The organism is Pseudanabaena sp. PCC 7367 (assembly GCF_000317065.1).
In the GTDB taxonomy this organism is placed as follows: domain Bacteria; phylum Cyanobacteriota; class Cyanobacteriia; order Pseudanabaenales; family Pseudanabaenaceae; genus Thalassoporum; species Thalassoporum mexicanum.
Map to the genome: position 1 here is coordinate 877,154 of NC_019701.1, position 26,323 is coordinate 903,476.

The window sequence follows — 26,323 nt, forward strand, 5'->3', positions numbered from 1 at the left end:
ACATCCCCTCAATTGCCGTTAATATGACACAATTGAAGCGATGTAAATAATAACTAACCAAAAGACAGGATAACAATGCTCAAAGCAGGGATCGTCGGGCTACCAAATGTAGGCAAATCAACTCTCTTCAATGCCCTAATTGCTAATGCCAAGGCAGAGGCGGCCAACTTTCCTTTTTGTACGATTGAACCAAATGTGGGTACCGTCACAGTTCCCGATCAACGACTCAACAAACTAGCAGAAATTGGCAAATCAGCTCAAATTGTGCCAGCACGGGTGGAATTTGTAGACATCGCTGGATTGGTGAAAGGAGCCAGCAAGGGCGAGGGGTTGGGCAATCAATTCCTGGGCAATATTCGTGCCTGCGATGCGATCGTGCAGGTGGTGCGCTGTTTCGATAATCCCGATATTCACCATGTCGAAGCCACGATCGATCCGGCCAGGGATATTGAAATCATTAACCTGGAGCTATCTCTCTCAGACCTGGCACAGGTGGAAAAACGGATGGAGCGCACCCGCAAAAACAGCCGCGTTGCCAGCAAAGAAGCCAGTTTTGAACTGGAAGTGCTTGAAAAGTTGCAACAAACACTCGATCAAGGACAGCCAGCGAGAATGGCCAACCTGAATGAAGAGGAACTAGCCGCAATTTCCTTCCTACAATTGCTTACGCTCAAGCCGATTATCTATGCTGCTAATGTTTCTGAAGATGACCTGGCCACGGGCAACGCCTGGGTTGAGAAGGTGAGGGCGATCGCCAGCAATGAAAATGCCGAGGTGGTGATCGTTTCGGCTCAGGTGGAAGCAGAATTGATTGAGCTGTCCGACGCAGACAAACTGGAGTTCTTGGAATCGCTGGGAGTAAGTGAAGGCGGCCTAAGATCTTTGATCAAAGCTACCTATGACCTTTTAGGACTGCGCACCTACTTCACCGTTGGCCCCAAGGAAGCCCGCGCCTGGACAATTACTGCTGGCATGAGTGCCCCCCAGGCGGCTGGTGTGATTCACTCGGACTTTGAGCGGGGCTTTATTCGTGCCGAAACGATCGGCTTTGATGACCTGGTACAAACCGGATCGATGAAAGCTGCCAAGGAGAAAGGATTAGTACGCAGTGAGGGCAAGGAATATACAGTGCAGGAGGGGGATGTAATGTTGTTCCTGACTAATACTTAATTCCATTGTTTTTGCAGCAATAATAATTTTTTGGACAAGCTTTATTGCAGCTAATTTACCAATAAAGAAACTTTCCAGCTATAATAATGTTAGCCTTAAGTTGAGTTTGGTGTAGCCTCAATGACAAAGCAAGCGAAAGACTTTCAATCATTAGCTATTGCGCCTAATCCACCGGGACAATGGGCGGTTTACGGCAAGCCCTTAGGAGAGTCAGTTAAGGTTTTTTCGGCTTTAAATGCGGCTCTAGACTTTGTCGTCAAAATTAGTAGCGAGCAGAATATTGATCCCGTGATTTCAGAAAGTAATGGAATGACTGGAGCAGTCAATGCTTCTAAAGCTGAAAGGCCAGAGAGTGGGTTTGGATGTGCAAAGGGACTGATCTTTATGTCACCTGATTTTGATGAACCTCTTGAAGAGTTTAGCGATTATATGTAGTGGAAGTATTGCTAGATACCCATGTATTTCTTTGGTATATGTCTGGAGATCTTAGGCTTAGTCAAAAAGCAAGGGCATACATTGAAGATTATAGAAATAGTAAGTATCTCAGCATGGCAAGCCATTGGGAGCAGCAATAGAAACAATTTGTTATCGCAATTGCTAAGCTAACATCAGCAATAATCGACTTATTTGAGATTTATCATGTCATTTGCTTTTGCCACTGATCCTACTCCGCTCTCAACTGCTCCAAACGGAGTTATCTGTGTTGGCGGAACAAGGGTAACTTTAGATACCTTAGTTCAGGCATTCCAGGAAGGTTGCACCGCTGAAGAGATCGCCGAGCAATACCCATCGCTTCAGCTTGCAGATATTTATTCTGTGATTGGCTATTACCTGAATCATCAATCGCAAGTAGATACTTATTTAGTAGAGCAACAAAGTAAAGCGCAAGAGGTGAGACAAAAAGTTGAGAACCGCTTTAACCCAGTTGGTATCCGCGATCGCTTATTGGCTAGACGCAACCAAGTAATAGATTAAACAAGGATGCCACGCTTCCTAGCTGATGAAAATCTAAATAACCAGATTGTGCGAGGCATATTACGCCGTAATCCTGACGTTGATATTGTTAAAGTTCAGGAAATTAGTCTAAAAGGAGCAGACGATCCTACGGTTTTGGCATGGGCAGCACAAGAAAGACGTGTGGTGCTAACCCATGATGTTGCAACAATGGCAGACTTTGCCTATGAGCGAATAGCTGCAGGTCTATCAATGCCAGGATTATTTGAAATAGGTCGTAGTGTTCCAGTTGGTCTTGCAATCGACGATATTTTACTTTTGGCCAAATATAGCATCGAAGGGGAGTGGGAAGGACAAGTTATATATCTTCCGTTGAACTAGTTTTTTAAGTTCTAGATAAGCTGCATCAACTCGATCGGCAAGCCATCAGGATCAGCGATGAACGCTACCTTATACGTGCGATCGCCAATTTCCTGATCCCTTGGTGGCAAAATCAGCTTCACTTTGCCCAACTTATCCATCAAATCCTTTAACACCTGTTCCAAGTCATCCACATGAAACGACAGGTGATAGTAACCCACATAATGCTCATCACCAAAACTATCGGCGGCGGGTTTGGGTTCTGGCACCTGCATCAGCTCTAAATTTGTGCCTGCCCCATGCAGCCAGCAAGCCAGCGTAATCCCAGCGGTAAAGCGGGTTTCCACCTCAAAGCCAAGGGCTTCATAGAAAGCGATCGCCGCAAAGATATCCGCAGTTTTGATCGAGGTGTGGTGATGGCGCAGCATAGGATTAGAGCTTGATTTAATAATTAAAGAATTAATGCAACTTTTTCTAAGGTTTGGCTAATATTCAATCAATAAAATTAAAATAGAGTTATAGCTGGGTAATATTAGTTTGAGTTGAGACAGGCTGAACACCAGGCAAATAGAGATGTAGGATCTGCGTGTGATTTAGGGATTGTTTGGATTAGTTTTGCCAAAGACTTTTCAGCATCTTGTGCTCATACTCAAAATATAAACTTGGGGCAAGCTAGCTCTTAGCCACTAGCTGTGATCCCTCTGATCAATTAATTACTCAATTAATTACTCAATTATCAACTTAATTATTAGTAACGGCGAAACAATAGTTTCAGGAGGTGGCAAATGCCAAATCGATCGCCATTTTTGCTCAAGTTCATCCGCAGCATTCCCATGCTAGCAGCGGCAACCTGTACGTTAGCGGCAGTGGGTGCAACAACTATTTTTAATCCGCAGCGGCAATCAGCTCAGGCGGTGCAGGTTGGCAATGGCAAAGTTTATTTTGATCATCCACCCAGTCTACTGGATACCGAAACCACCAATGAGTATGTCTATTCGTGGAATGCCACCTATTACTTCAAGATCGATGTGCCGGCTGATGCTGGCGAGCCACTCGAACAAGTGGTGATTTATCAATACAATGGTGGCGATCGAGTTGATTTTAATCTGCGCAGGAGTCTTGCCTTCAGGGGCGATCGGCGGGGTGAGCGAGTACCGTTCGAGGCAATCATTGAACAGGATGCCGAAACCGATGCGATCGCGGTGAATTTTGATCCACCCGTAAACCCTGGTGAAGTGGTGACGATCGGCCTCAAGCCGGTTCGCAATCCCCGCTATGCTGATATTTATTTATTCAGCGTGACCGCTTTCCCCCAAGGTGAGATCGCCCACGGTCAATTCCTAGGCTATGGCCGCTTGCATATTTATAATCCCAGCCACAATCGCTGGTAATTAGTAGCTTGCTGCCATGAGGTTTGGCGATGCTCCTAGCTCCTGGAAATGGTGCTATTTATTTGTGAGTAACTAACTGCTATTTCTGTCGATCCAAATTTGGGCTAGCTTGTCGATCGGTAATTCATACCACCGTTGCAGGTTAGCAAGCTCAATTTCTGGGCTGGCGGTGGGGGCAAACCCAGCACAGGCATAACCAAGTTCTCGCAAAACGGCCACGATCGTTGATGGTGCGACCCACCAGGTCTGGGCTAGCTCTAGTAAATTCAAGCTGGGCTGGCCAATTAGCGTCGCAACTTTCTGGTATAGCTCTGATTCAGTTGGGTAAGTGGGCATCTGCTTACCTAGATATACCTGCTGTGGTTTGGCCAGGGCGATCAACCAGTTGAGGTGGGTCATTGAGGGCGGTAGGCTCCACAACACCAACGAACCATATTTGTGCCTACGCTTGGGGCGATCGCAATCGAAATCACCATTTAGCTGGGCTTTGAATTCAAGTTCTGGGCGATCATAACCATAGAGCAAGACCGGTTGCGGCAGCGTGGTCAAATCAACGGTAGCTAATGTATTTAAATCAGCAATAAGTTCATGCCATTCTGGGATGTTTTCGATCGCTGGGGCAGTTTTATAGGTCAGGGTCGGCAACCAGGTTTGATTAGATTGTGTTTGAATGCTTTTGGGGTTGAGATTGGCGATCGACTCGGTTAAGTTGCCCTGCTCAGATGGCTTAGGGGATTTTACATTGGTGCGATCGCTAATTGAATTTGAAGTAAGGGTTTGCTCATTCTGACCATTGCTTAGCTTGTTAGTGACCTTTGGCTTGGCAATTACTGGTTTTGCAGGCTTGACCATGCGATCTTGCTCTTGGTCAGTTATTAAAGAAAGTTGATTATTGCTGGCATTATTGTGATGCTTAGTATTGTCATTGCTTCCAGCCGATCGCTGATTACTCTTATTTACGGCGATATCTTCTAGATCGCTTGTTTGCTCAGGCTCGCTGGGTTCGCTGGGTTCTCTTACTCCCACTAATTCCAGCTCAATGCTGGTTTTGCCCTGCCAGTGATTGGCCTTGAGCTTGTAGGCCAGATCGACGCAATAGGGAATTGGGCAATATTCACCCCAGCGCCAGGCGATCGCCTTAATGATTGACCCATCACCGCGATCGACTTCCAGCGCTAAAACCTGTCGTTGTTTGCCGCGTGTTTGCTGGGAGAGGATTCTGGCATTCTGGGTATAAAAAATCGGCTCAGCATTACCAATACCACAGGGATGCAGCACATCAATTTGATCGAGCAGGGCTTGATTGATTTGGCGTAGATCGGCTTGCACATCAATATTTACCAGCGGTTTAATCTGATCTGGACTCAGGCAAGCTCTGGCAAATTCCCGCAACCGTTCCTTTAGCTGCGGTAAATTTTCCGCTGGCATCGTAAAACCACCCGCCGCCGGATGGCCGCCGCCCTTACCGCGAATATCTTTGATATATACAAGCGAGTCAAATACATTGAATTCGGGAATACCACGCACTGAAAAGCGAATATTGCCGTCTGCTTCGATCGCGCCAATAAACACCGGCACGCCATAGCGCTCTAGCAACCTGGAAGCTACAATCCCAATTACGCCATGATGCCAGCCTGCCTTGACCAATACTAGAACCCGACAATCGACTAGATCGATCTGGCTGCGTTCTACCAGCTCGATCGCCTCTTTTTCAATTTCACTACATAGTCGCCGCCGTTCCTGGTTGATCTGCTCACACTGCATCGCCCGTTCCAGCGCAATCGCCATGTCATCGGTAGTAAGCAACTCAATCACCAACTGCGGATCGCCTATGCGACCCACTGCATTGATCCGGGGCCCCAGACCAAAGCCGATCGCTTCCGGCTTAAGGGTAGCCTTGTCCTTAGCAATTTGCGACACATCGATTAGAGCCTGTATGCCGGGGATTTGGCTTTGGGTGAGTAACTTTAAACCGCGTTTAACCAGGCGGCGATTGATCCCGGTCAGTTGCGCCAGATCAGCGATCGTGCCTAGGGCAAATAGTTCCAAACAAGGGGCGATCAGTTGATCGAGTTGGTTAAATCGCTGCGCCAGCTCAACCGCCAGCAGATAGGCCACGCCTACACCAGCGATCGTATAGTAGGGCGATTGCGGATCGATCAGCTTGGGATTCAAGATCGCATCGGCGGGGGGCAATTGGGGCGGGATATCGTGGTGATCGGTAATAATCACCCGCAAGCCCAACTCCTTGGCATGGGCGATCGCATCATAGGCAGCAATGCCATTGTCAACGGTCAAGATAATGCTAGCGCCTTCGGATTTAAGCTCGGTCACGATCCGCTGATTGATGCCATAGCCCTCTTGCATCCGCGAGGGAATCGCATATTCAGCCTGAGCGCCCAATTGACGCAACACCCGCAATAGCAGCGCCGTACTGGTCATCCCATCCGCATCATAGTCACCACAGATGGCAATTTTCTCGCCCTGGTTGATTGCCTGCTCAAGTAGATCAAGGCTGGGCAGCAGGTCGGCAAATTCCTGTTTGGGGTCAGCAAGAGATTGGCGATCGGGATTAAGAAACAAGTTTGCTTGATTTTGAGTAGTTGCCCCCCGATTTATCAACACCTGTGCCAAGATTGAGGGGAGTCCAGTTGCCTGGGCGATCGCTTCAGCTCTTTGAGGAGTAGGTGGTGCGATATTCCATCGTTGGATTGGCAGTGACATAGGGTAAAATTTTATTAGCTTAAGAAATACTTTATAGTGTTAAAGACAAGATTAAGTTTGAGAATTTAGATTTAAAAACTTTTAGCTAATAAATCGAGTAGCAGTGTTAGCGCCATCGTCCAAATCCACCTTGCAATTAATCCTTTTCATTGACGATCGTATTGCTGCCAGCGATCTAATTGGTGAGGTTGAGCAATTTCTTGAAGATATCCCCGATTGTGATTGCAATCTACAGGTAATTAAGGTTTCAGAGCGCCCTGATTTAGCAGAGAAATATAGGGTAGTGATGACTCCGGCACTAGTCAAGACCACCCCTACACCACGTCAAGCGATCGCTGGGAAGAATCTGATCTCGCAACTGGAATCCTGCTGGGCCAAGTGGCAGTCTACTAGTAAAATTGCTGCCAATGGTGATGCTAGCGCTGATGGTAGTTTTGCTTGCTCGGCGGAATTAATCAAGCTTTCTGACGAAATTTTCTCGCTCAATCAGGATAAAGCCTCCCTAGAAGAAAAATTACGACTAAAAGATCGGGTGATTGCAATGCTTGCCCATGATCTGCGTAACCCCCTGACAGTAGTGTCCTTGGCGATCGAAACGATCGAGGCCAATCGCCAACATTTATCCAGCGAGAAACTAGGGGAGTTACTTGCCCATGCCCGCCAGCAAACCAAAATTGCCGAGGTAATGATCAGGGATATCCTGGAAGCAGCCAAAGACCTGAATGGTGACTTTCATGTTGACCTGAGACAAATTGACTTAGCCGCGATCTGCGAAGATGTCTTGAGTGATTTCTCAATTCTAAGTCGCTTAGAAGCCAAGGAACAAAAATTGCACAAAGATATTCCTATTGATCTGCCAATGGCCTATGCTGATGCCGATCGGATTAAGCAGGTGGTCAACAATTTAATTTCTAACGCCATTAAATATACACCGGTTGGCGGCAAAATTTCGGTAGTGGCTCTCCATCGTACTTCCCAAAAGATCCAAATTACGATTTCTGATAATGGCCCTGGCATCCCAGAAGAAATGCAGCAACTCATTTTTGAGGATAATTATCGCCTGGAACGGGATGACGCTAAGGATGGCTATGGTATTGGTTTGGCGCTCTGCCAAAGAATTATCCGATCGCACTATGGCCAAATCTGGGTAGACTCGCCCATCGGTACTGGTCAGGGTGGCAGTAGTTTCCACTTTACGTTGCCAGTTTATTAAAGTTGCCAATGTATTAAGTTAAAAGCATGAAAAATGAAGTAATAGAGTCATTCCCCAGGCGATTTGCAATAATAATCAAGTTATGGGTTGCAAGGATCTATCAAACATAGATTGTTCTGGTATTTATTCCTTGAGCAGGAAACTCAACCAAAAACGATCGCAACTATTCTTGAATATTGGCACTTATTTACCGCCTAACGCTCTCCTCTCTCTAATACACCTGCTCGAATTTTTTCTTTTCTAACCCGTTCCTCTCTTCTGCTGTTAGTTCCATAAATAAATGTCGATATTACTCCTAAGATAGGAGTTCCAACAATTGCAGCACCAGCTTTATCATGTCCCTTCTGTATTAGAAAAGTGCCACATCCTAGACAAGCAAGTCCAAAAAATAGAGCCGCAAACAAGCCCCAATTTGCCCGCGTTGAATCTCCTTGAACAACCACCTTTTCCATTTCCATTCGATGGTTGCTCTGATTTTCTGCCATCGAGACAATCCTTTCACCAAGGCCAGGCTGAACAACATCATACATCTTCAAAATCCTGGGATCTGGGAGAGGCCCAGAGGAATATTCAGTTATCTGATATCTCCCTGTGCGCTCTAAAGAATCGTCATCAGACGACTCAGGAATAGCCTTCGTATTTTCTGGTTCTTTATCCTCTGACACTTCAAAAAATTTTTGTTAACTCAAAACATCATTCAATTCTCGATCGACTTGTTCTTCCAAGTAATCATACTCAGACATAGCATTATTTAGATCTCTCCCAATTACCATCCAATCAGATTCTAAGGCTATTGAATCCGCTTCCTCAGGGGTAGGCGAAACATTATACTGATTCAAGGTATTACCTAAATCAATTATGCGAGCCACTCCTTCTGCAAAAGATGGCCTTGCAAACAGGAAAGATGATAACTCACTCATAGCGAAAGCTCCTTAGTAACTTCTGGTCCATCAATTTTCCTTACTTAGCAACTCCATCAACAACCTAATCCTGGCAATATTGTCACTGAGACAGCTTTATGATATAGTTTTTGGCCTCAAACAAAAAGCTTCTATTTCTATTATTACCTATGTTCGGCGTAGTTACTATACACAAGTGTTGGGGAATATATGCAAACTCAAATATAGAACTTTTTAGAGCATTCCAACTACACTGAAGCGCTAGTAGGGTTAGGGTATCGTAATTTACTAGCAGTTAAACCATTTCGAAGATTCGTGTCTTAGTAAATAATTATTACCAATCCCAGACCTTACCACGTAGACCCGTTGGCATAGGGATTCCATAGCGGCTGAGCAAAGTAGGCAAAACATCATAAATCTCCATCCCTTCCAATCGCTTCCCGCCCATTGGCCGCGTCGGATCATAGAAAATCATGATCCCATCCTGGGCATGGTTCGCATCATCAGGGCCAGTGTCGTTTTCCAGTGCATAGAGCGAATCTACCCCTACTGTTCCGAGCGATCGCCAGGCCAGGTCTTGGAAATAGACAATCAAATCCGGCGCAATACCACGCACCCGTTTGTATAACTGCTGCGGCAAGTGGGCAGTTACACCCAGCAAATTCCCCTGTGGGTCTTTAATTGCTGCTAATTTTTGGGCCAATTTCTGCCGCTCTTGCTGATATTCAGCCAGGGGGATGACTCCTTGGGGTTCTCGTCCCTGCACATTCATAAACACGCGGCCATAATAACCACCCGCCCCCCAGGCTTTGGTCTTAGCCCAATCCACCGCTACCCGATCGAGGCTGGTCGGCTTAGTCACAGCATTTTTAAACACCAGATAGCCTTCCTGGTGCAGCCATTGATTTAGCGCAAACCCACCCATCAAAGGCTGTGCGCCATGATCAGAGACAACTAACACGGCAGTATCCGGCTCACACTGGGCTAGTAAGTTGCCAATTTGCCGATCGACATGTGCGTAGTAATTTACGATCGCATCGGCAAAGGTTGAATCAGGCTCATGCAATGGATGCCGAGGGTCCATATATTTCCAGAAAGCATGTTGAATCCGATCGATGCCCATATCCACTAACATCATTAAATCTGGCTGTTGATTTTGTTTTAGATAGGTAGCGAGATTAAAGGTCTGATTGCCAAGGCGATAGATATCCCTGAGGATGCGGTTTTTATCGTTGGCGCGGAAATTGGGGACATCAAATAAATAATTATTCTCTATAGCAGTAGCTTGATCTTGATCAGGAGTAATGGTTGAGGTATCGATGCGATCGGCAGGACTAATATTTAAACTATTAAAATTTAAATCATTAGATGACTGTGTTTGCAATGCAGCGATCTGCGCTTTGAGTCCCAGGGGATAGGTAAAGTCCGAAGTAAACCCAGGCGTGAGGAAGCAAGAAACCAGCGCCCCATTGACAATCTGGGGTGGGAAAGTGCCTGGCACCCCCAAAACTGCCACCTGCCAACCCGCATCACCCAGCAAATTCCACAATCGCGGCACTTTGATTTTGTCGCTATTGGCGATCGCCATTTTGGTATAACTGCGATCGACCCGATTCCGAAACCCATAGATCCCCAATTCACCAGGATCACGGCCACTCATCATACAAGTCCAGGCTGGCATCGTGATCGCCGGAATGCAACTGGTCAGATTGCCATAACAGCCACTCTGGATCAGATTATTTAAATTTGGCAAGCGATCGCGCCATTGCTCGAATACTAAGTCTGGCACGGCGGCATCTAGGCCAATAATTAATAGTTTCATTCAATCTCAATCAATCGTTTTTCATCGAACTGAAGTTGAATTAGGATTCAGATAATGATGATATCTAGATTAAGTCAGCTTGGCCAGATGCTGCTAATCCAACACCAAAACTAAAACTAGGACTGAATCACCCAATTGAAGTGTTCCAGTCCCAATTAATCATAAACAAATTGCTAGTTAATAGATGCCGCAAACATTGCCGATGGCATAGACCAAACCAAGCTTAGCGATTAACAACGCCGTAATTGATTGAATTATTATCTGCCTAGAGCATCTCTCACCAGAACTTCTACCTTCACCGGTGCAACCCCAGATCTAATCAGGCCGATCGCTCCGGCAGCAGCCTTGGATAAGTCAATGATCCGACCACCGGAAAAGGGCCCACGATCGTTAATCCGCACTACTACCGATTGGCCATTATGCACATTGGTCACCTTCACTTTGGTACCAAAGGGCAAAGTGCGATGGGCTGCGGTCAATGCATTCTGATTAAAAATTTCACCGCTAGCGCTCTGTCTACCATTAAAGCCAGGCCCATACCAGGATGCCATCCCGGTATCAGTTCGAGCAACGCGACTGATCAAGTTTGCCGCGATCGTGGGTTTTTTGGGTTTGGGAGCACCTGCCACCGTATTTACTGGTGCAGCACCACCCATCAGACGGCGGAGGCGATTGGCAGCCTGAAGCACGTCTTGCTGGCGATTGTTGGTGGTATCCGGCAATAGTACATTTTGATCGAATTCGATTACTTGATCATCACCCAGCTTGATCACATATCTACCATTTTCGTAGGCAGGAACAATCTTTTCTGGATCGATCCCTTCCATGTGTAATTGGTTGATCATGGCCGCGATCGCCGTGGCACGCTTAACCGGGTCAGACGAATCAACAATCACTTCGATCGGCTCATCGGCAAGGGAAGGCAGCTTAACGCTTTTGCTAGCCGATTGGGAATCAACTTGCAATGCATTAGAAGCATCAGCAACTTTGCTTGTCCCCAAGAAAGTCAAAACCGGAATATTGCTCACTTGAACTGTGGCGGCGGCAGATTCCTGCATTTTGTGGGGATAGACCTTGGCGATCGCATCAGCTTGCAATCTGGCCATGGATTGAGACCGAGTCTCACCAATTTTGACCGCTGAAGACACCTTGGTAGTGCTTTGTTCAGCTTTTGTCTGGGCTTTAATCTCATCTGCCTGGACAGTATCGGTTGCTAGGGCTATATCAAGATAAGCAACGGACAATAAAGACAGGAGCATACAGCCCCCAACTCTCCTCAACATAATTTAAATAGTAAAGTCTTTGCTAAAACTAATTTGCAACAAACAGGGAAATGGACATCAAACGATCGATTGTGCGATGAAGAACTAGTTGACATTTAAACTCTTTAGTTTAGAAACAAGAATTTTAGTTTAGAAACAAGAATTTAACTAGCTCCGCTCAGTTGGTCAAAGACCCATAAGCTTTAAAAATCAGGGCACAAAAAGGCCATATCTCAATTGTTAAAATCAGTAGTTAAGTAAAATCAAATGCTAGTCAGGATTACTAAACCTAAAGCCTAATTACTTAGGTTTACTTAGGTCGGGTTGTAAGCACCCATCTATTCCATCAATTAATGCCAGGTTAAGAATCTACCAAGGGATAGAGATTTCTACCTAGCTCAATAGGAGTAAGCCTGAATGAAACGATCGCAGATGGCTTCTAGAAAAGGTTACAGGCTGCCAGCAAATTTAATCGCAATAAAGCTAAACCTCGCAAAAGTTTATGTTTCGTTCGAATTAAGCACTCGAATCAAGCACAGGTTCAAGCTAACACTTGCACAACAATCTTTTCCATCCGGTTGCTCATTCTAGCAGAGCGACTACCAAATAAATGTGGGGAACATACCATTGATCATCAAGTGATCATCAAGATTTAGTTATCCCGATCGCCATTAACCATGATTAATTTCAATCCATCTTTAGCAAAAGCTAAATCTTGCTAATGGAACCTAAAAAGCACAATGGCGATTTAAATAATCGGGCAACATCGGGCAACAATGAAATTGCCACAAATTAATTATTCTTCTGGTAAATCAGTTTGCATACCCCGCATAATCCGCGATAGCTCGTTTTTCTCATCCACACTAATGCGTGAGGGTGAGCCACTTAATAAGCCCTCAAACCCGTGGAAAGAGTCCTTAATTTCCACCCCTTGATCATTAATCAAATACTCACGGATGCGGCGATCGTGATAGGAACCGCGCATCTTGAACACGTTTATTGCCCGTGACATTTGGCCACGAATTTCCACATATTGCAGCAGAATAATCGTATCGGTGATCGTGGAGATATGGGATTCAGTGATCGAATGCGAGCCCATAAATTGATCGGTGGTGTTGGTAAATAGACCGGTAATTTCTTCTTGTTTAATAAAGCCAGTCAAACCAATTACAAATTGACGAAAGCTATTATTACTAACGCCCCGCGCCATTGCTGAGAGGGAATCGATCGCCACCCGCGAGGGCTTGAATGTGTCGATCTCTGACTTAATCACCTGCAAATGATCTTCCAGGCCAGTGGATTCGGGATAAACACAAATGATTTTCAGCAGGCCACTGCTTTCATGCTCGTCAAATTTGGTGCCCCAGGAAGAAGCATTCCGAAATAGTTGGGCCCGCGATTCTTCATAGGCAAACAGGATCGTGCGCTCGCCATTTTGGCAGCCATTTTGCAAGAACTTACTTACTAGCAGCGTTTTACCGGTGCCGGTTGCGCCAGTAATTAAGATAATTGAATCTTTAAAATAGCCATTGCCACACATTTCATCGAGGGTTTTTACGCCAGACGAAACACGTACATTTGAGGATTTTTGGGTCAGGCGCATTGCCCCAAGCGGAAAGATATTAATCCCGTTTTGGGTCATGGTGAAGGGAAATTCCCCCTTCATGTGGGTAGTGCCGCGCATTTTTAAGATTTCTGCGGTGCGATGCCGCCGTTCTCCTTCTAGCACATTGCGCAAAATCACCACATTGTCAGAGACAAATTCCTCTACGCCAAACCTGGCGATCGACCCATATTCCTCGACCCGCTCCGTAGTCATCACCGTGGTTACGCCGAGGGATTTGAGCCGCGCCACCAACCGAAAAATCTCACGCCGGATCAGCCCCAATGAGTCATATTGCTGGAAGATTGCTGTAATTGAATCGATCGAAACCCGCTTCGCCCGATATTTGATAATTGCATATTGAATCCGCTCAATTAGAGCCGACAGATCAAACTCGCCCACAATTTCTTGCCCCTCTGGGTCCGGTGAAGCATCCAGCACAAACAAGCGTCCTTGTTCGATCAGTTCCGCCAAGTTCCATTCAAAGCTGGTGGCATTTTTAATAATATCGGCGGGCGATTCTTCAAAGGTGACAAAAATGCCATGATCATCCAGGTGCTTGATGCCGTTATAAAGAAACTGCATCGCAAATAGGGTTTTCCCTGTCCCCGAAGTACCACTAACCAGCGTAGAGCGTCCCTTGGGCAAACCACCGTGGGTAATATCATCTAGCCCCTCGATCATGGTGCGTAGTTTTTCTATACCTACGCTTTGACTCTCCGATCGAGCCTCAGGATTCATCAGCTAACTCCTCGTATAGTAAATCAAGTCCGATCAATACTTTTTCACGATCGCTAAGATCGCCAATGATTTTCCGCACCGGGGGCGGCAGGATCTTGGCCAGGGTGGGAGTTGCTAAAATTTTGTCCTCTTCTGCTAGTTGAGGGTTCTTTAGCACATCGATCACCTTGAGGGTATATACACCTTGGAACTCTTTTTCCAGCACGTCATTCAAGGTTTTGAGTGCTCGCACTGAGTTGGGCGTATTACCGGCCACATATAATTTCAGCACATAGGCTTTACGAATAGGACTCATAATTTTATTTATTTAGAGAGGCTGTCTAAATATCTATCTCACTAGGTATTTTGAATTGGGCTTAGGTATCTCTAGGGATGGATCGGCGATACATCTCACACAAATGGGCAATGATATCAATCAGGGTAATCCGATAGTCCAATAAAATCTCTTCGCTGCGCCCCTCGACCTGGAGTTTATGGGAAAATTCATCCATTAGGTTCATGTGAATTTCTAGCACTTGAGAAACCGAGAGATCAGCGAAAAAAGCAGCATTTACAAACTCGTCAATTTTATTATTAATGCTGCTGGGGGATTCCTTAAAGTATTCTAGGACAATCGTGCGATAGATTTGATCAAGTCGATCGCGGCATTTTGTTTTTTCTGAGTCAGAAAGATGCCGCCAGAATTGTTTGGAATTCCGCTTATAATACACACCAAGATATCCCAGTCTTTCCTTAAGCTTTGCTGATAGACGACCTTGCTGGGCAGCCAGGGAGATGAGATTACCTGGATCTGGCGATCGATCGGGCTCAGTTGGTATTTTTTGCCCGATCGCAACATTACTCTTTGTCTCTGGAAGCGCACAATTGGCCGGTGGTGACAACTCCAAAAATAGACTAATGGCCTGGTCGATCGCCTGGGGTAACTGCTCCAGACTTTTTGGCGATACATTTACAGTATTAATCAAATCTGGTTGGGTTTGATCTTCACCATGCTCATTAATCGTTACGGTTGGTAATAACACCGACAGGCTGAACAATTCTTGGCGCAGTGATTCTGCCTCCCCCCATATCACCAAACAATCCTGGATGCCTTCCTGGGTGGTCATCCTAGCTTGCAAATCGATCGGCGTGGCCACCGCAGAAACACAATAGCGCTCTGGGGGCAGGTTTTGCCGAATCAGGCTCACAAACTGTGGTTCTTGTGGTGCTGAATTTGAGTCAGGCTGAGCCGCAGCTAAGCAGCAAATTTGGAGGATGGGAGAAGACACAGTTAATCAAAATTAGCCAGATAATGTAGATTTGCTGATATGCTTTTATACTTTTGTAAAAGAGAGATTATCTAAATCTTTATTTTCCGATCCAATCGAAAAAAGTATGCGATCGTTGGGAGGATTCAGAAATTCCGCATTTTGGCAGAATCGATTCACAATTACAGGTTCTGCCCGCTGCAATTCACCCTAACTTTGTGGAGACTATGGAGTCTTGTGACTCAACTCAAGCCTTGGCACTATTTGCCCAGTCTAACGTTGCTACTTGCAGCCTAGATGCAAGTGCCCTTTCTGCCTTTTATCTGCTGCGACGTGGTTGGTCCTATGTGGTTGTGCTTGACCAATCAAATCGACCCCAAGGACTTTTCACTGCCGCTTCAATTTTAGGCTGGCTAGATATGCGCGAGGAGGGCTGGTCAATTTATGCCCATCGCAGTTTAAGACATTGCGATCTGCTACCCCTGCCTACGATCGCCCATGATACAACGATCGCTACTTTCCTTAAACATATCAATGCTCACCCATCTTATCTGGGCTTGTGGGCTTTACTTGATGCTGGTAAGCAATACTCAGGCATTATAGAGACATTACCACTGTTGCGGCAACTAGCCACAACTAAATCAGACCCAAACTCATTTAGTGAACTGCTGCAATTGGTAGCCCAATTCCCCCTGCCAATCATGGTTTGTAATGCCCAGGCCGAAAGTCTGGCCACTAATCAAGCCTGGCGGACAGCGATCCCCCCTAATTCGTTTAATTATGCGGACTACTTTCCCTCCCAATCCCAATCAGCACAATCAGCACAATCAGTTGGCCTGAATGCCGAACCGCCTCACCATGCCCATATGGCAGTTAACCAGGCTAGCCACCATCTTGATCAAGCAAATCAAGCAAATCAGGTAAACCCAGACCTAGAAGCCTTTGGTGCTCAAGCCGATCGCCCAATGGTTAAGAATCTCAGAGTAGCTCTAGATCCTGAGCCGCCGCTTCCTTTTAGCCATCCTAATACCCATACTCATAGTAATGGTGTTAATGGGGCTGATGAAGGAGCCGCCGAGGGGATCGCCTTATCATTAAATCAGCCTGAACTTTTAGTGCATTCTGGTCATCTAGTTGGCTCTCTGAGTAATTATCATGAGGGAACCTGGCAGTTCTCGCGGGTTAAATTACCAAATAGCCTACCAGGACTGGAATTAATCATTGCCACTGATATTAGTCAACAGGAGCAATTAGCGGAAAAACTAGCCCAACAAAATACCGAGCTAGTTAAGCTGACCAAGCTCAAAGATGAATTCTTAGCTTGCATCAGCCATGAATTAAAAACGCCGCTTACTTCAATTATTGGCATTTCTAGCATGTTAGCCAATAAGAATATTGGTGAACTCAGCGATCGCCAAAGCCGTTATTTGAGCATGATTCATCAGAGCGGACGGCATTTGATGCAAATCATCGATCGGATGGTGGATCTGGCCAAGGCGGAAACGGGGCAACTGGAACTAAATTTTGAACCAGTGGCGATCGCACAACTATGTGAACACACAATCGAACAGACCTATAAACTTCTCACCCAAGAAGCCCTAGAGCGGGGCTTAGATAAAGTCCATTTGCCCACCATCAAGCTTGAGATTGACCTGAACCTGGAAACGATCGTGGCCGATGGCTATCGCTTACAGCAAATGCTATTGAGTTTACTCTCCAACGCGTTTAAATTTAACCAAGTAGAACCAGAACAGGCCAAGCTAGGTTTAACGGTTAATCATTGGGATGGGTGGATTGCTTTTACGGTCTGGGATCACGGCATTGGCATTCCCGAAGATAAGCAGCATCTCATTTTCCAGAAATTTCAACAACTAGAAAACACCTTGACCAGACAGTTTGAAGGGACTGGCTTGGGGTTAGTCCTGACTCGTACGATCGCGCGGTTGCATGGTGGGGATGTAACTTTTGTTTCTAAAGTCAATGAAGGCAGCCAGTTTACAGTTTTGTTGCCGCCGGTGCCCCCCCACCTACTGGAGGAAACCAATTCTAAGATTTCAGTTGCCACCAATCGATTAGTGCTAATTGTCGATCACGATGCCAATGATATTAAGCAAACGATCGAAGTAATTACCGTCTGGGGTTATCGCGCCGTAGTTGCCAGATCGGGCACCGAAGCCCTGGAAAAAGCCAGACGCTTACAGCCCCATTTAATTTTGCTCAATCCCGAATTACCCACGCTTTCTGGTTGGGATGCACTAGCATTGCTCAAGCAAGACCCGGCCACCCGCGAGATTAAAACGATCGTTTTGGCTGGTGCTAGTGTGCGTGAGAAAAGACACCATCAAGCTAATGGGTTCCTGCATAAACCGCTCCAGACTAGCAGTCTAAATTCTTTTTTATCAGACCAAATAGCTGAACCAGAAGTATTTGTGGTGCTGTGTTTGGGACATAGCCTGGAAGACCAGATCGCCGATCAACTCAGGACTGACGGTCATCGTCTGTTGGAAGTGGGCAGCCTAGACCAGGGGGACATCCTGGTTAAAATCTGGCATCCAGATTTAGTTTTGTTAAATGTCGATCAAGATGAACTAGAAGAATGGCTGGCTCAAATTGATGATAGTTATTTACTGCTCAATCTACCAATTTTGCTGACAGTGCCACAGATGGAAAGTATGCGGCTAGGCCAGATGCGGCAGCAATTCCCCGATTTAAGTCTGTTTGGCTTCACTGAAGATTTAGGATATGAATCCAACGGATTGAGTAGGGCGATCGCCAATGCGGTGGGGCATCTCCATTCACCTACGATTTTAATGGCTGAGCTAGGCAATCCAATTACTACCACTTCTGCGTCCTTACCAGCATCCTCATCAACGGCATCGTTGCATCAATATCTACGCCTGGCTGGGTTTCAGATACATTTACTTGATTTGATTGGGAATGATCATCACCGCAGTTTGTCCCAGCAATTGCAAACGATGGGCATCGATGCATTGCTAGTTTGTATCCAAGATTTAGACAACCTGACTGAGCAACACCACCAAACGATCGAAATTATTGCCCAGGCTCAGTCCCATCCGCCAATTATTGTGATTGATGGTCGCAGCGATCCATCCGCAGCAATTGCCCACGAGGGCTTAGGGCAGTTAATCAATATGGCGACGGCAGTAGTTAATCAAGCGGAGGCGATCGCTAAAATTGTGCCAACATTACAACAATGCTTGCTACATAAATAAAATCTCGATTGAGGATGCTTGGTTTAGGCGCTAGCCTTTAAACTAAACCTAAACATTCGCCTCATCTTCCAGTTTTGAATCAAACCCTAATCAAATTAGGATAAATACTGATCACCTCATCACCAGAAAGAGTAAATTCAGGGGATTGTGGCTCCCATAGAATCTCCAGTGCATAGAGATCATCAGCGGCGATCGCTCCCAAGCTGGAAAGAGCCTGACTTAGATCACCAGTGGATCTAACTGCCCCAACCCGATCGAGAGCTTTATTTTGCGCAGCCACAATCAAAGTAACCACAATATATTCGCTGGGGTCTTCGATCGCATCACCGGTTAACTCTGGCTGAGACTGTTTGCCATTAATACCATTAAGGCGATTGTTGACATTGGATAGGACTTCCGCATTCAGCTTACTGCGCTCCGCCATCAGCAGCCCATTAAACTTTTGTTCTGCGGCTGCCATGCCAGTTGTGTACTTCTGGCTATCCACATAAACCCAATATTCAGGATGCCGCATTAATGAAACAGTGGCTTCTTGCAAAATTGTGGCCAACCCTTGAGGTGTGCTGGTATCAGAATCCATCGCCAATCTGGTCAGGTCCCTTTGCAGTTCTCTGGCAGTTGCTAGCAAACCAACCTGAACCTTAGCTACGCCCACCTTATTGCTGTCTGTGCCAAGGCCAAGTGCGCCATCGCCATCACCATCACCAACAAAGCCCCGCAGCGATCGCATCACCACGCTGGCAATCGCAATGAATACCAGGATGCCAAACAAACCGCCACCGGAACCACCCAGGAAAAAAGGCAAGAAGAAAAAGCCACTACCACCAGAAAAGCCACGGCCATAGTAACCACCACCGCCATAGTTGCCGCCTCGACTACGCGGTGCTGAATAGCTACGGGTGGGCATTCTGCGAAAACTACCACCACCGATCCGGCCACCGCCCCTGGCCGCAAAGGCTGGTGCAGCACTGGCAAATATTAAAACGAATGCTAATCCAATCGCAGCGATCGATCGCCACCAAGTTCTAAACCTTTTCATAATTTAAAAATACAATCTGAAAATATAATCTAAAAATGCAATCTGGGAATATATGCCGAAAATTACAGCCCGAAAAATATTTACTTAACGCTTAACTCAAAAAACTTGCATGATTTAAGCTAACTAAACTTGCCTGACTAATCTGGTCAATTCTGGACATATAGTTAATTTAGCCTAAACACCCAATCAGCACAGCTATCAAAAGCAATATTTAATCGTTAGTCAATCGAGTTGACGATCGCCCAAGCCCCAGCTAAAAAAACGTTAGCTAGTTGCACTACTACCATAACTACGTCTAGCTCTAGCAGCCTCAGAGCGTAATGATTCCAGGCGCATTTCTAACCTGGTGCGATCGCGGCGTTGATTTGACTCCCTAATCAAAATTTTCAGCGCACTGCCCAGGCTCTTGTAGGCAGCAGGCATCGCATAGCCATTGCGTAACGCCAGTTTGATTGCTCCTTGATCCGCATCCACCAAATCCTTCACATCCCGCTTAGTGCTGCCCTTGCGCCAGAGCTGGAACCCAGCCACACCACAAATACCCAGGGCTAATAAAAACAGCAGGCCATTTTGCACCCACAATTCACCAACTGCACCACCCAGGCCGATCGCCAAAGCCGCTACCTCCCAGCCGTCTCTGGGAATGGTGTCATTTTGAATCCGAGATACCTCATGCCAGAACAACAAATTACGCTGATCCTCAGCCAGACGCTCCCAGCGCAGCATATCAATCAGAACCACCACTTCATCGCCACCGGCCTCTTCGGAACCAATCAGCTTGGGACGGACTCCATCGGCAGTGATGACTTTAACCCACGCTTGTAACTCTGGCGGCAGTAAGCCTTCCAAACGCCTTGCCTCAGTTTTGGCAAATGTATTTTTTAATGCGTAATTGCGAGTTGGCATGACCTTACAGTAAAGCGATTTAAATTACTTAATCTAATACTATATATGGTCACCCCTATTAGTCGAGGGAATTCAGCAAAAAGTAAAGCATTAAGTCAAAACCAAGTGGTAATTGCTTAGCCCCCATTCAAACTAAGCCAAACTATAAGCCAGGGCATCCAAACCAGTTGATTCATTACTCCATCTTGATCACAGGCAGGCCATTTACCATTCTAGCTTTCTAGTTTGTACTCGATTAGTTCTTAAATAAATTAGCTAAATTAGCTGACCATCAAGATCGAAGTTGGCGATCGCCGCCGAAAATTCGCCAAACCTGACCTCAGCCAAGTAAAATACATAGCATTAGAACTACAAAAAATAACCTTGCGAGGGATTTTAAGTTAAATTCATAACCTTGCAAGATAGAAATGTTAGTTTACAATAATTAAACAAATAAACGTAAACGCCAACCTCGTTGCCCACTAATGGGCATAAAAGCGACTAGGCGATCGAACTGTTAATATAAAGAATCATAAAGATTTGTAGATAGAGGGAAGCAACTCAAATGGGATTACCCTGGTATCGAGTGCATACAGTCCTACTCAATGATCCAGGTAGGCTTATAGCATCACACCTAATGCATACTGCTTTAGTAGCTGGCTGGGCCGGCTCAATGGCGTTATATGAAACCGCAACTTTTGATCCAAGTGATCCAGTTTTAAACCCAATGTGGCGACAGGGCATGTTTGTTATGCCATTTATGTCTCGCTTGGGTGTGACCCAGTCCTGGGGTGGTTGGAGCATCACCGGCGAAACTGTCGCCGATCCAGGTTTCTGGACTTTCGAAGGCATTGCCGTAGCTCATATTGTTCTGTCTGGACTCCTGTTCCTGGCTGCCTGCTGGCACTGGGTTAACTGGGATCTAGAACTGTTTAGAGATCCTCGTACTGGCGAACCAGCCTTGGATCTACCAAAAATGTTTGGCATTCATTTATTCTTGTCTGGCGTTCTTTGCTTCGGCTTTGGCGCATTCCACCTCACCGGTCTATTTGGCCCTGGGATGTGGGTTTCTGATCCCTATGGCGTTACTGGCCATGTCCAAGCAGTAGCACCAGAATGGGGACCCGATGGCTTTAATCCATTTAATGCCGGTGGTGTGGTAGCGCACCATATTGCCGCCGGGATTGTCGGGATTATCGCTGGCCTGTTCCACCTGACCGTGCGCCCACCAGAACGCCTCTATAAGGCACTGAGAATGGGTAATATCGAGACGGTACTATCTAGTAGTATTGCTGCAGTCTTCTTTGCTGCCTTTGTGGTAGCAGGTACTATGTGGTATGGCGCGGCAACTACGCCGATCGAATTGTTTGGGCCAACCCGCTATCAATGGGATGGTGGTTATTTCCAACAAGAAATCGAATCTAGGGTCCAAGCTGGCATTAACGATGGACTCAGCCGCGAAGAAGCCTGGGAAACTATTCCGGATAAATTGGCATTCTATGATTACATCGGTAATAGTCCTGCCAAGGGTGGTCTGTTTAGAGGCGGCCCAATGGACAAAGGCGATGGGATCGCTGAATCATGGCTAGGTCACCCAGTTTTCATTGACTCCGAAGGCCGTGAACTAAGCGTGCAGCGGATGCCTAACTTCTTTGAAACTTTCCCCGTAATTCTCAAGGACAGCGAAGGTATTATCCGCGCTGATATTCCATTCCGGCGGGCAGAATCGAAGTATAGTTTTGAGCAAGTTGGTGTAACTGCTACCGTATATGGCGGTGCATTGGGCGGCCAAACCTTCTCCGATGCTCCAACCGTCAAGAAGTTGGCACGTCAAGCTCAGTTGGGTGAAATCTTCGAGTTCGATCAAGAAACTCTAGAGTCTGACGGTGTGTTCCGTACCAGTCCGCGTGGTTGGTTTACCTTTGGTCATGCCTGTTTTGCCTTGTTCTTCTTCTTTGGCCATATCTGGCATGGTTCTCGGACCTTGTTCCGTGATGTGTTTGCTGGGATTGACCCTGAACTGGATGAAGATCAAGTTGAATGGGGTGCATTCCAGAAAGTTGGTGACAAGTCTACCCGTCAAAAACCAGTTGAGGCATAGATTATGGAAACGATCACGTATGTGTTAATTTTCGCTGGCATCATTGGTCTCTTCTTCTTTGCAATCTTCTTTAGGGAACCACCTAAAATTGTTTCTAAAGACGACAAGAAGTAAGCTGACTAGTTGCTAATTACTGCATCTAAGCTAATGGCTCCCGTGGCGATCGATTTTGCTGCGGGAGTTAATTATTTGGCTTTAATTTGTAGATATTTTGCCAGATCACCTGTAAATCATTGGTGTAAGTCATTGGTTTAAAACGTTTGCACAGGCTGATTCCTCTGCCTAAATTTAGGTTTGAGCAAGTTAATCTGGCTTTCATCTAGCTATTTGCAACTAGATCTTTGTGATTCCACTTCAGGTCTAAGTCGCTCTAATTAAGTTACCCAGGAACCTTTTACAGCCATTTCTTTGAAGAATGTAAAACCTGGGCGAATTCAGGCTATTATTTATTTTTATGTTTATGCCCTAGTCGATCGGGTTGAGCCAACTAATCATTAGCGTTGAATGCTAGCAAGATTTGCTTTTGAGCATGGTTAAAGTACTGGTAATTGAAGACATGGAATCGCTCCGTGAGGAAATCATGGAGACGCTTGCCTGTGAAGACTTTGAGGTGATTGGTGCGGATAATGGCACATTAGGTGTAGAACTAGCCCGTGAACATTTGCCAGATTTGATTGTCTGTGATGTAATGATGCCTGGGCTCGATGGGTTTGACACTCTTAAAGCTATACGCCAGGAAGATCTTACGGCGGTAATCCCTTTTATCTTTTTAACGGCCAAATCAGACAAGGGCGATCTGCGTCAAGGCATGGAGCTTGGTGCTGATGACTACATTACTAAGCCCTTCGCCACCGCAGAATTGCTTTCGGCAATTAATACCAGGTTGGCTAAGCAAGCGGTTATTAATACCAAGGCAAAGACCGAGCTTGATGCGCTGCGAAATAGCATTTCTATGTCATTGCCCCATGAATTGCGTACCCCCTTAAATGGCATTATGGGTTTCTCGGAAATGTTGCTGGAAGCACTGAATTCAGAGCAGCAGCCTGATTTAATCATGATTGTCCAAAACATTAAGGATTCTGCCCAGCTACTATATCGTGTGATCCAAAATTTCCTACTCTATGCTGAACTAGAATTAGCCGCTACAAATGGGAATGATGGCATAGAACAGGAGCAAGCGATCGCCGCCACCTATGGAACTGACGTAATTTTAGAAATAGCTGGTAAAAAAGCAGCAGAATATGGCCGTAATTCTGATTTAAGGCTGCAAATAAATGAAGCACCTCTTATGATGCCGCCAGCTAAATTGAGCAAGATTGTCGAAGAGTTGGTTGATAATGCACTGAAATATTCTGAGACTGGCAGCCCAATCGAGGTTCTGGGCGAAACAAAGGATGGTTTCTACTGGCTAGAGATTAGCGATCGTGGTCGAGGAATGACCGTGGCGCAAATTCAACAGGTAGGTGCATATATGCAATTTGAGCGCAAGCTTTATGAACAACAGGGTTCCGGTTTGGGCTTGGCGATTGCTCGGCGGCTAAGTGAGCTATATGGCGGCAGCTTAACCCTCAACAGTACCCCTGATCAAAAAACTACGGTGCAAGTTAAATTACCGCTATTTGTGGATAAAGATTAGTTGAATCAAAAGTTAGCTAATAGCAAATATCAAATCACTTAAGAGCTATGATCATTTCAGCGCCATAGCCTTTGCCAGTCAATGATTTAAACCATTAATGATATATAGATTAAGGTGAAGCAGGACAGGGGTTCCTCGCCGCAAACTTTTGCCAGACCGTGGTTGCCTCATGCATACTAGTAAAACTGCCATTGCCAAGGATCAGATGGTCTAATAAAGGCATTCCCAGTACGGCCCCTGCCTCTAATAATTGCCCGGTGAGTTGAATATCTTCGGCACTGGGCTCGGTGTTGCCGGAAGGATGATTATGAGCCACGATCAGCTTAACTGCACCACCTTTTAATGCCGCTTTGAAAATATCGCGGGGATGAGCTAGAGTCTCAGTGGCAGTGCCGATCGTCAAGACTTGTTTGGTAATAATCCGATTCCGACCATCCAGCATTAAAATTGCCAGCTTTTCTTGCTCCTGCCACATTAATTCTTGACTGAGTGCCGCCGCTGCGATCGAAGGATCGGTGATTTCAGCGCGTTCCGGTGGTTTGGCAAAAAAAGCCCGATTACCCAATTCGATCGCCGCCAAAATTGCGGTTGCCTTAGCAGGGCCAACGCCTGGGATCGCCATTAATTCCTGAACCGTAACTGCTTGTAAGCTGGCAACCGGATCATCATAGCCCGCACCGATCGTTTGCAGGATCAATTGCCCTAAACCCACTGCCGAGAGTTTTCCTGCACCTTGCCCTGTGCCTAGCAAGATCGCTAACAATTCCGCACTGGCAAGCTGCTTCACGCCATGATTGAGCAAGCGCTCCCTGGGGCGTTCACTTTCACTCATATCGGCGATCCGCAATGAGTAGGTCATAGCAAAGCAAATAAATTATATCTACTTCGTTAATATATCATACAAATAATATTTAAAATCGGTTTTCTAGGATTATCAATGGGTTTAACTCATTAAATATTAAGATGAGCTGTCATTGTGGTGATGGCGATCGAACTAGTTCAGCGTAGTTTTAACTAATTCAGTGATTAGTTCTGTCGATCCTGGCGATCGCCCCCACTATTAAGCATCTCCATTGCCATCACCAGGCTTAGCTTCATGCGCTCAAACGCTGCCGCCAAAACCCCAATCTCGTCATGGGAATCCTGCTGGAACTTAGAATCCATTTTGCCAGTGCTGACATCCTGAGCCACTGCCGCCATGCGATTGAGGGGACTAATTACGGCCTTCCGCAACATGATATTAATGGCCAAGATAATGATGGCAAACACAATACAAACAGTTAGCAGCACTAGAAACAACACATTTTGAGCAGTTTTAAAAATTTCTGCCGCTGGCACAGAAATGATCTGGGCACCGACAATTTCATTCAGTTGCCAACCAAAGCCATTTTGATCGCCATAGGTAGCAATCTGGCTGGCTGGGGCAGCTTCCGGCGTACTATGGCAGCGCAAACAGGTTTCTTGGACAATTTTAATGGGGCGGGCAATGTAGTACAAATTGCCACTAGGTAGCGATCGGTTACCCCTTAACTCTTTCAGGCTGTCATTTTCACGGAAACTATTTACCAGCTCAGTTTCAAATGGGTCAGCTTTATCCCGCAGATTAGTAGGATTTAAAGTTGCTTCCTTATAGAAAAAATCTCGATATTCCGGATCGCTGCGGAAATACTCAAACACCTCTCTGGCTGAATACCCTGGCACGGTTTCCGGCAAAAAATCGTCTTCTACTTCCAATCTTGGCGCTAGCTCTGGATTAACCTGATCGTTGGTATATTGGCGCACCGCATTCATGGTTTGAATCAAGATCGAAGCCTTGAGGGAGATCTGATCAGCAGCATTGCGACTGAGAATGACAGACAAAGCGGTGCCGCTGAGCAAAATGCCGATCAAAAACACACCAATCAGCAGCAAATTGAATTTTGAACCTAGCCTGAGATTTTTTAGCATTTTTTGCTTTTGCCAAACTTTAAGTATTTTATGCCATGCAACTGAAGTTGTAGAGCATCAAACATAATCGTTGATTAGACCGCGAAACCGAAAATC

The 26,323-nt window shown here is 45.9% G+C and carries 23 protein-coding genes; 10 read left to right on the plus strand and 13 right to left on the minus strand.

The window, feature by feature from the left end; genetic code table 11:
• Positions 1-75 precede the first annotated feature (75 nt).
• The 4 genes from ychF to PSE7367_RS03385 all read left to right on the plus strand — a co-directional run bounded on the left by ychF (position 76) and on the right by PSE7367_RS03385 (position 2,505).
• Complete coding sequence (ychF, locus tag PSE7367_RS03370) at positions 76-1,170, plus strand: redox-regulated ATPase YchF (protein ID WP_015163959.1); 1,095 nt, start codon at positions 76-78, stop codon at positions 1,168-1,170.
• 120 nt (positions 1,171-1,290) lie between these two features.
• Positions 1,291-1,605 (plus strand): DUF2281 domain-containing protein, encoded by a 315-nt coding sequence (locus PSE7367_RS22350; RefSeq protein WP_015163960.1) that lies wholly within the window; start codon positions 1,291-1,293, stop codon positions 1,603-1,605.
• A 204-nt stretch (positions 1,606-1,809) separates the two neighbouring features.
• Positions 1,810-2,145, plus strand: a complete 336-nt coding sequence (locus PSE7367_RS03380; RefSeq protein ID WP_015163961.1) for a DUF433 domain-containing protein — start codon at positions 1,810-1,812, stop codon at positions 2,143-2,145.
• A gap of 6 nt (positions 2,146-2,151) precedes the next feature.
• The gene (locus tag PSE7367_RS03385; RefSeq protein ID WP_015163962.1) at positions 2,152-2,505 is read left to right on the plus strand and encodes a DUF5615 family PIN-like protein; all 354 of its coding nucleotides are present in this window, start codon (positions 2,152-2,154) and stop codon (positions 2,503-2,505) included.
• A gap of 11 nt (positions 2,506-2,516) precedes the next feature.
• Here PSE7367_RS03385 and PSE7367_RS03390 read toward each other — a convergent pair whose 3' ends face one another.
• Positions 2,517-2,912, minus strand: coding sequence for a VOC family protein (locus tag PSE7367_RS03390; protein WP_015163963.1), 396 nt, complete (start codon positions 2,910-2,912; stop codon positions 2,517-2,519).
• A gap of 357 nt (positions 2,913-3,269) precedes the next feature.
• Between PSE7367_RS03390 and PSE7367_RS03395 the strand changes: the two genes are divergently transcribed.
• Positions 3,270-3,875: a DUF2808 domain-containing protein gene (locus PSE7367_RS03395; protein WP_015163964.1), complete on the plus strand. Its 606-nt coding sequence runs from the start codon at positions 3,270-3,272 to the stop codon at positions 3,873-3,875.
• A 72-nt stretch (positions 3,876-3,947) separates the two neighbouring features.
• Here the strand turns inward: PSE7367_RS03395 and recJ are convergent, their stop codons facing one another.
• Entirely contained in the window at positions 3,948-6,599 is a 2,652-nt protein-coding gene (gene recJ, locus PSE7367_RS22875; protein ID WP_015163965.1) for a single-stranded-DNA-specific exonuclease RecJ, read from the minus strand.
• Between the two features lie 103 nt (positions 6,600-6,702).
• Between recJ and PSE7367_RS03405 the strand changes: the two genes are divergently transcribed.
• Positions 6,703-7,812 (plus strand): histidine kinase, encoded by a 1,110-nt coding sequence (locus tag PSE7367_RS03405; protein ID WP_015163966.1) that lies wholly within the window; start codon positions 6,703-6,705, stop codon positions 7,810-7,812.
• 194 nt (positions 7,813-8,006) lie between these two features.
• Here the strand turns inward: PSE7367_RS03405 and PSE7367_RS03410 are convergent, their stop codons facing one another.
• The 7 genes from PSE7367_RS03410 to PSE7367_RS03440 all read right to left on the minus strand — a co-directional run bounded on the left by PSE7367_RS03410 (position 8,007) and on the right by PSE7367_RS03440 (position 15,407).
• The gene (locus tag PSE7367_RS03410) at positions 8,007-8,477 is read right to left on the minus strand and encodes a DUF2335 domain-containing protein (protein ID WP_015163967.1); all 471 of its coding nucleotides are present in this window, start codon (positions 8,475-8,477) and stop codon (positions 8,007-8,009) included.
• Between the two features lie 15 nt (positions 8,478-8,492).
• Complete coding sequence (locus PSE7367_RS03415) at positions 8,493-8,732, minus strand: hypothetical protein (RefSeq protein WP_015163968.1); 240 nt, start codon at positions 8,730-8,732, stop codon at positions 8,493-8,495.
• 313 nt (positions 8,733-9,045) lie between these two features.
• The gene (locus tag PSE7367_RS03420; RefSeq protein ID WP_015163969.1) at positions 9,046-10,533 is read right to left on the minus strand and encodes an alkaline phosphatase family protein; all 1,488 of its coding nucleotides are present in this window, start codon (positions 10,531-10,533) and stop codon (positions 9,046-9,048) included.
• A 257-nt stretch (positions 10,534-10,790) separates the two neighbouring features.
• Positions 10,791-11,792, minus strand: coding sequence for a septal ring lytic transglycosylase RlpA family protein (locus tag PSE7367_RS03425; RefSeq protein WP_015163970.1), 1,002 nt, complete (start codon positions 11,790-11,792; stop codon positions 10,791-10,793).
• Positions 11,793-12,591: 799 nt separating this feature from the next.
• Positions 12,592-14,139: a circadian clock protein KaiC gene (gene kaiC, locus PSE7367_RS03430; protein WP_015163971.1), complete on the minus strand. Its 1,548-nt coding sequence runs from the start codon at positions 14,137-14,139 to the stop codon at positions 12,592-12,594.
• The gene (kaiB, locus tag PSE7367_RS03435) at positions 14,129-14,434 is read right to left on the minus strand and encodes a circadian clock protein KaiB (protein WP_015163972.1); all 306 of its coding nucleotides are present in this window, start codon (positions 14,432-14,434) and stop codon (positions 14,129-14,131) included. The genes kaiC and kaiB overlap by 11 nt, the downstream gene beginning before the upstream one ends.
• A 61-nt stretch (positions 14,435-14,495) precedes the next feature.
• Entirely contained in the window at positions 14,496-15,407 is a 912-nt protein-coding gene (locus tag PSE7367_RS03440) for a circadian clock protein KaiA (RefSeq protein ID WP_015163973.1), read from the minus strand.
• A gap of 206 nt (positions 15,408-15,613) precedes the next feature.
• Here PSE7367_RS03440 and PSE7367_RS03445 point away from each other — a divergent pair, with 206 nt between their 5' ends.
• A complete protein-coding gene (locus tag PSE7367_RS03445) occupies positions 15,614-18,619 on the plus strand; it encodes a hybrid sensor histidine kinase/response regulator (RefSeq protein ID WP_015163974.1) in 3,006 nt (1,001 codons plus the stop codon).
• 79 nt (positions 18,620-18,698) lie between these two features.
• On the opposite strand, the gene PSE7367_RS03450 is transcribed toward PSE7367_RS03445, so the two are convergent.
• Positions 18,699-19,658, minus strand: coding sequence for a DUF1517 domain-containing protein (locus tag PSE7367_RS03450; RefSeq protein ID WP_015163975.1), 960 nt, complete (start codon positions 19,656-19,658; stop codon positions 18,699-18,701).
• Between the two features lie 264 nt (positions 19,659-19,922).
• Positions 19,923-20,564: a DUF3318 domain-containing protein gene (locus PSE7367_RS03455; protein WP_015163976.1), complete on the minus strand. Its 642-nt coding sequence runs from the start codon at positions 20,562-20,564 to the stop codon at positions 19,923-19,925.
• Between the two features lie 544 nt (positions 20,565-21,108).
• On the opposite strand from PSE7367_RS03455, the gene psbB reads away from it, so the two are divergent.
• The 3 genes from psbB (at position 21,109) to PSE7367_RS03470 (ending at position 24,280) form a co-directional block, all read left to right on the plus strand.
• On the plus strand, positions 21,109-22,644 hold the full coding sequence (gene psbB / locus PSE7367_RS03460) for a photosystem II chlorophyll-binding protein CP47 (RefSeq protein WP_015163977.1): 1,536 nt from the start codon (positions 21,109-21,111) through the stop codon (positions 22,642-22,644).
• A 3-nt stretch (positions 22,645-22,647) separates the two neighbouring features.
• Positions 22,648-22,758 carry a photosystem II reaction center protein T gene (locus tag PSE7367_RS03465; protein ID WP_015163978.1) on the plus strand — a complete coding sequence of 37 codons (111 nt, stop codon included), beginning with the start codon at positions 22,648-22,650 and terminating at the stop codon, positions 22,756-22,758.
• 415 nt (positions 22,759-23,173) lie between these two features.
• Entirely contained in the window at positions 23,174-24,280 is a 1,107-nt protein-coding gene (locus PSE7367_RS03470) for a hybrid sensor histidine kinase/response regulator (protein WP_015163979.1), read from the plus strand.
• Between the two features lie 109 nt (positions 24,281-24,389).
• Here the strand turns inward: PSE7367_RS03470 and radC are convergent, their stop codons facing one another.
• Positions 24,390-25,139 carry a RadC family protein gene (gene radC, locus PSE7367_RS03475; protein WP_015163980.1) on the minus strand — a complete coding sequence of 250 codons (750 nt, stop codon included), beginning with the start codon at positions 25,137-25,139 and terminating at the stop codon, positions 24,390-24,392.
• A gap of 167 nt (positions 25,140-25,306) precedes the next feature.
• Complete coding sequence (locus PSE7367_RS03480) at positions 25,307-26,227, minus strand: Tll0287-like domain-containing protein (protein WP_015163981.1); 921 nt, start codon at positions 26,225-26,227, stop codon at positions 25,307-25,309.
• Between the last annotated feature and the right edge of the window lie 96 nt (positions 26,228-26,323).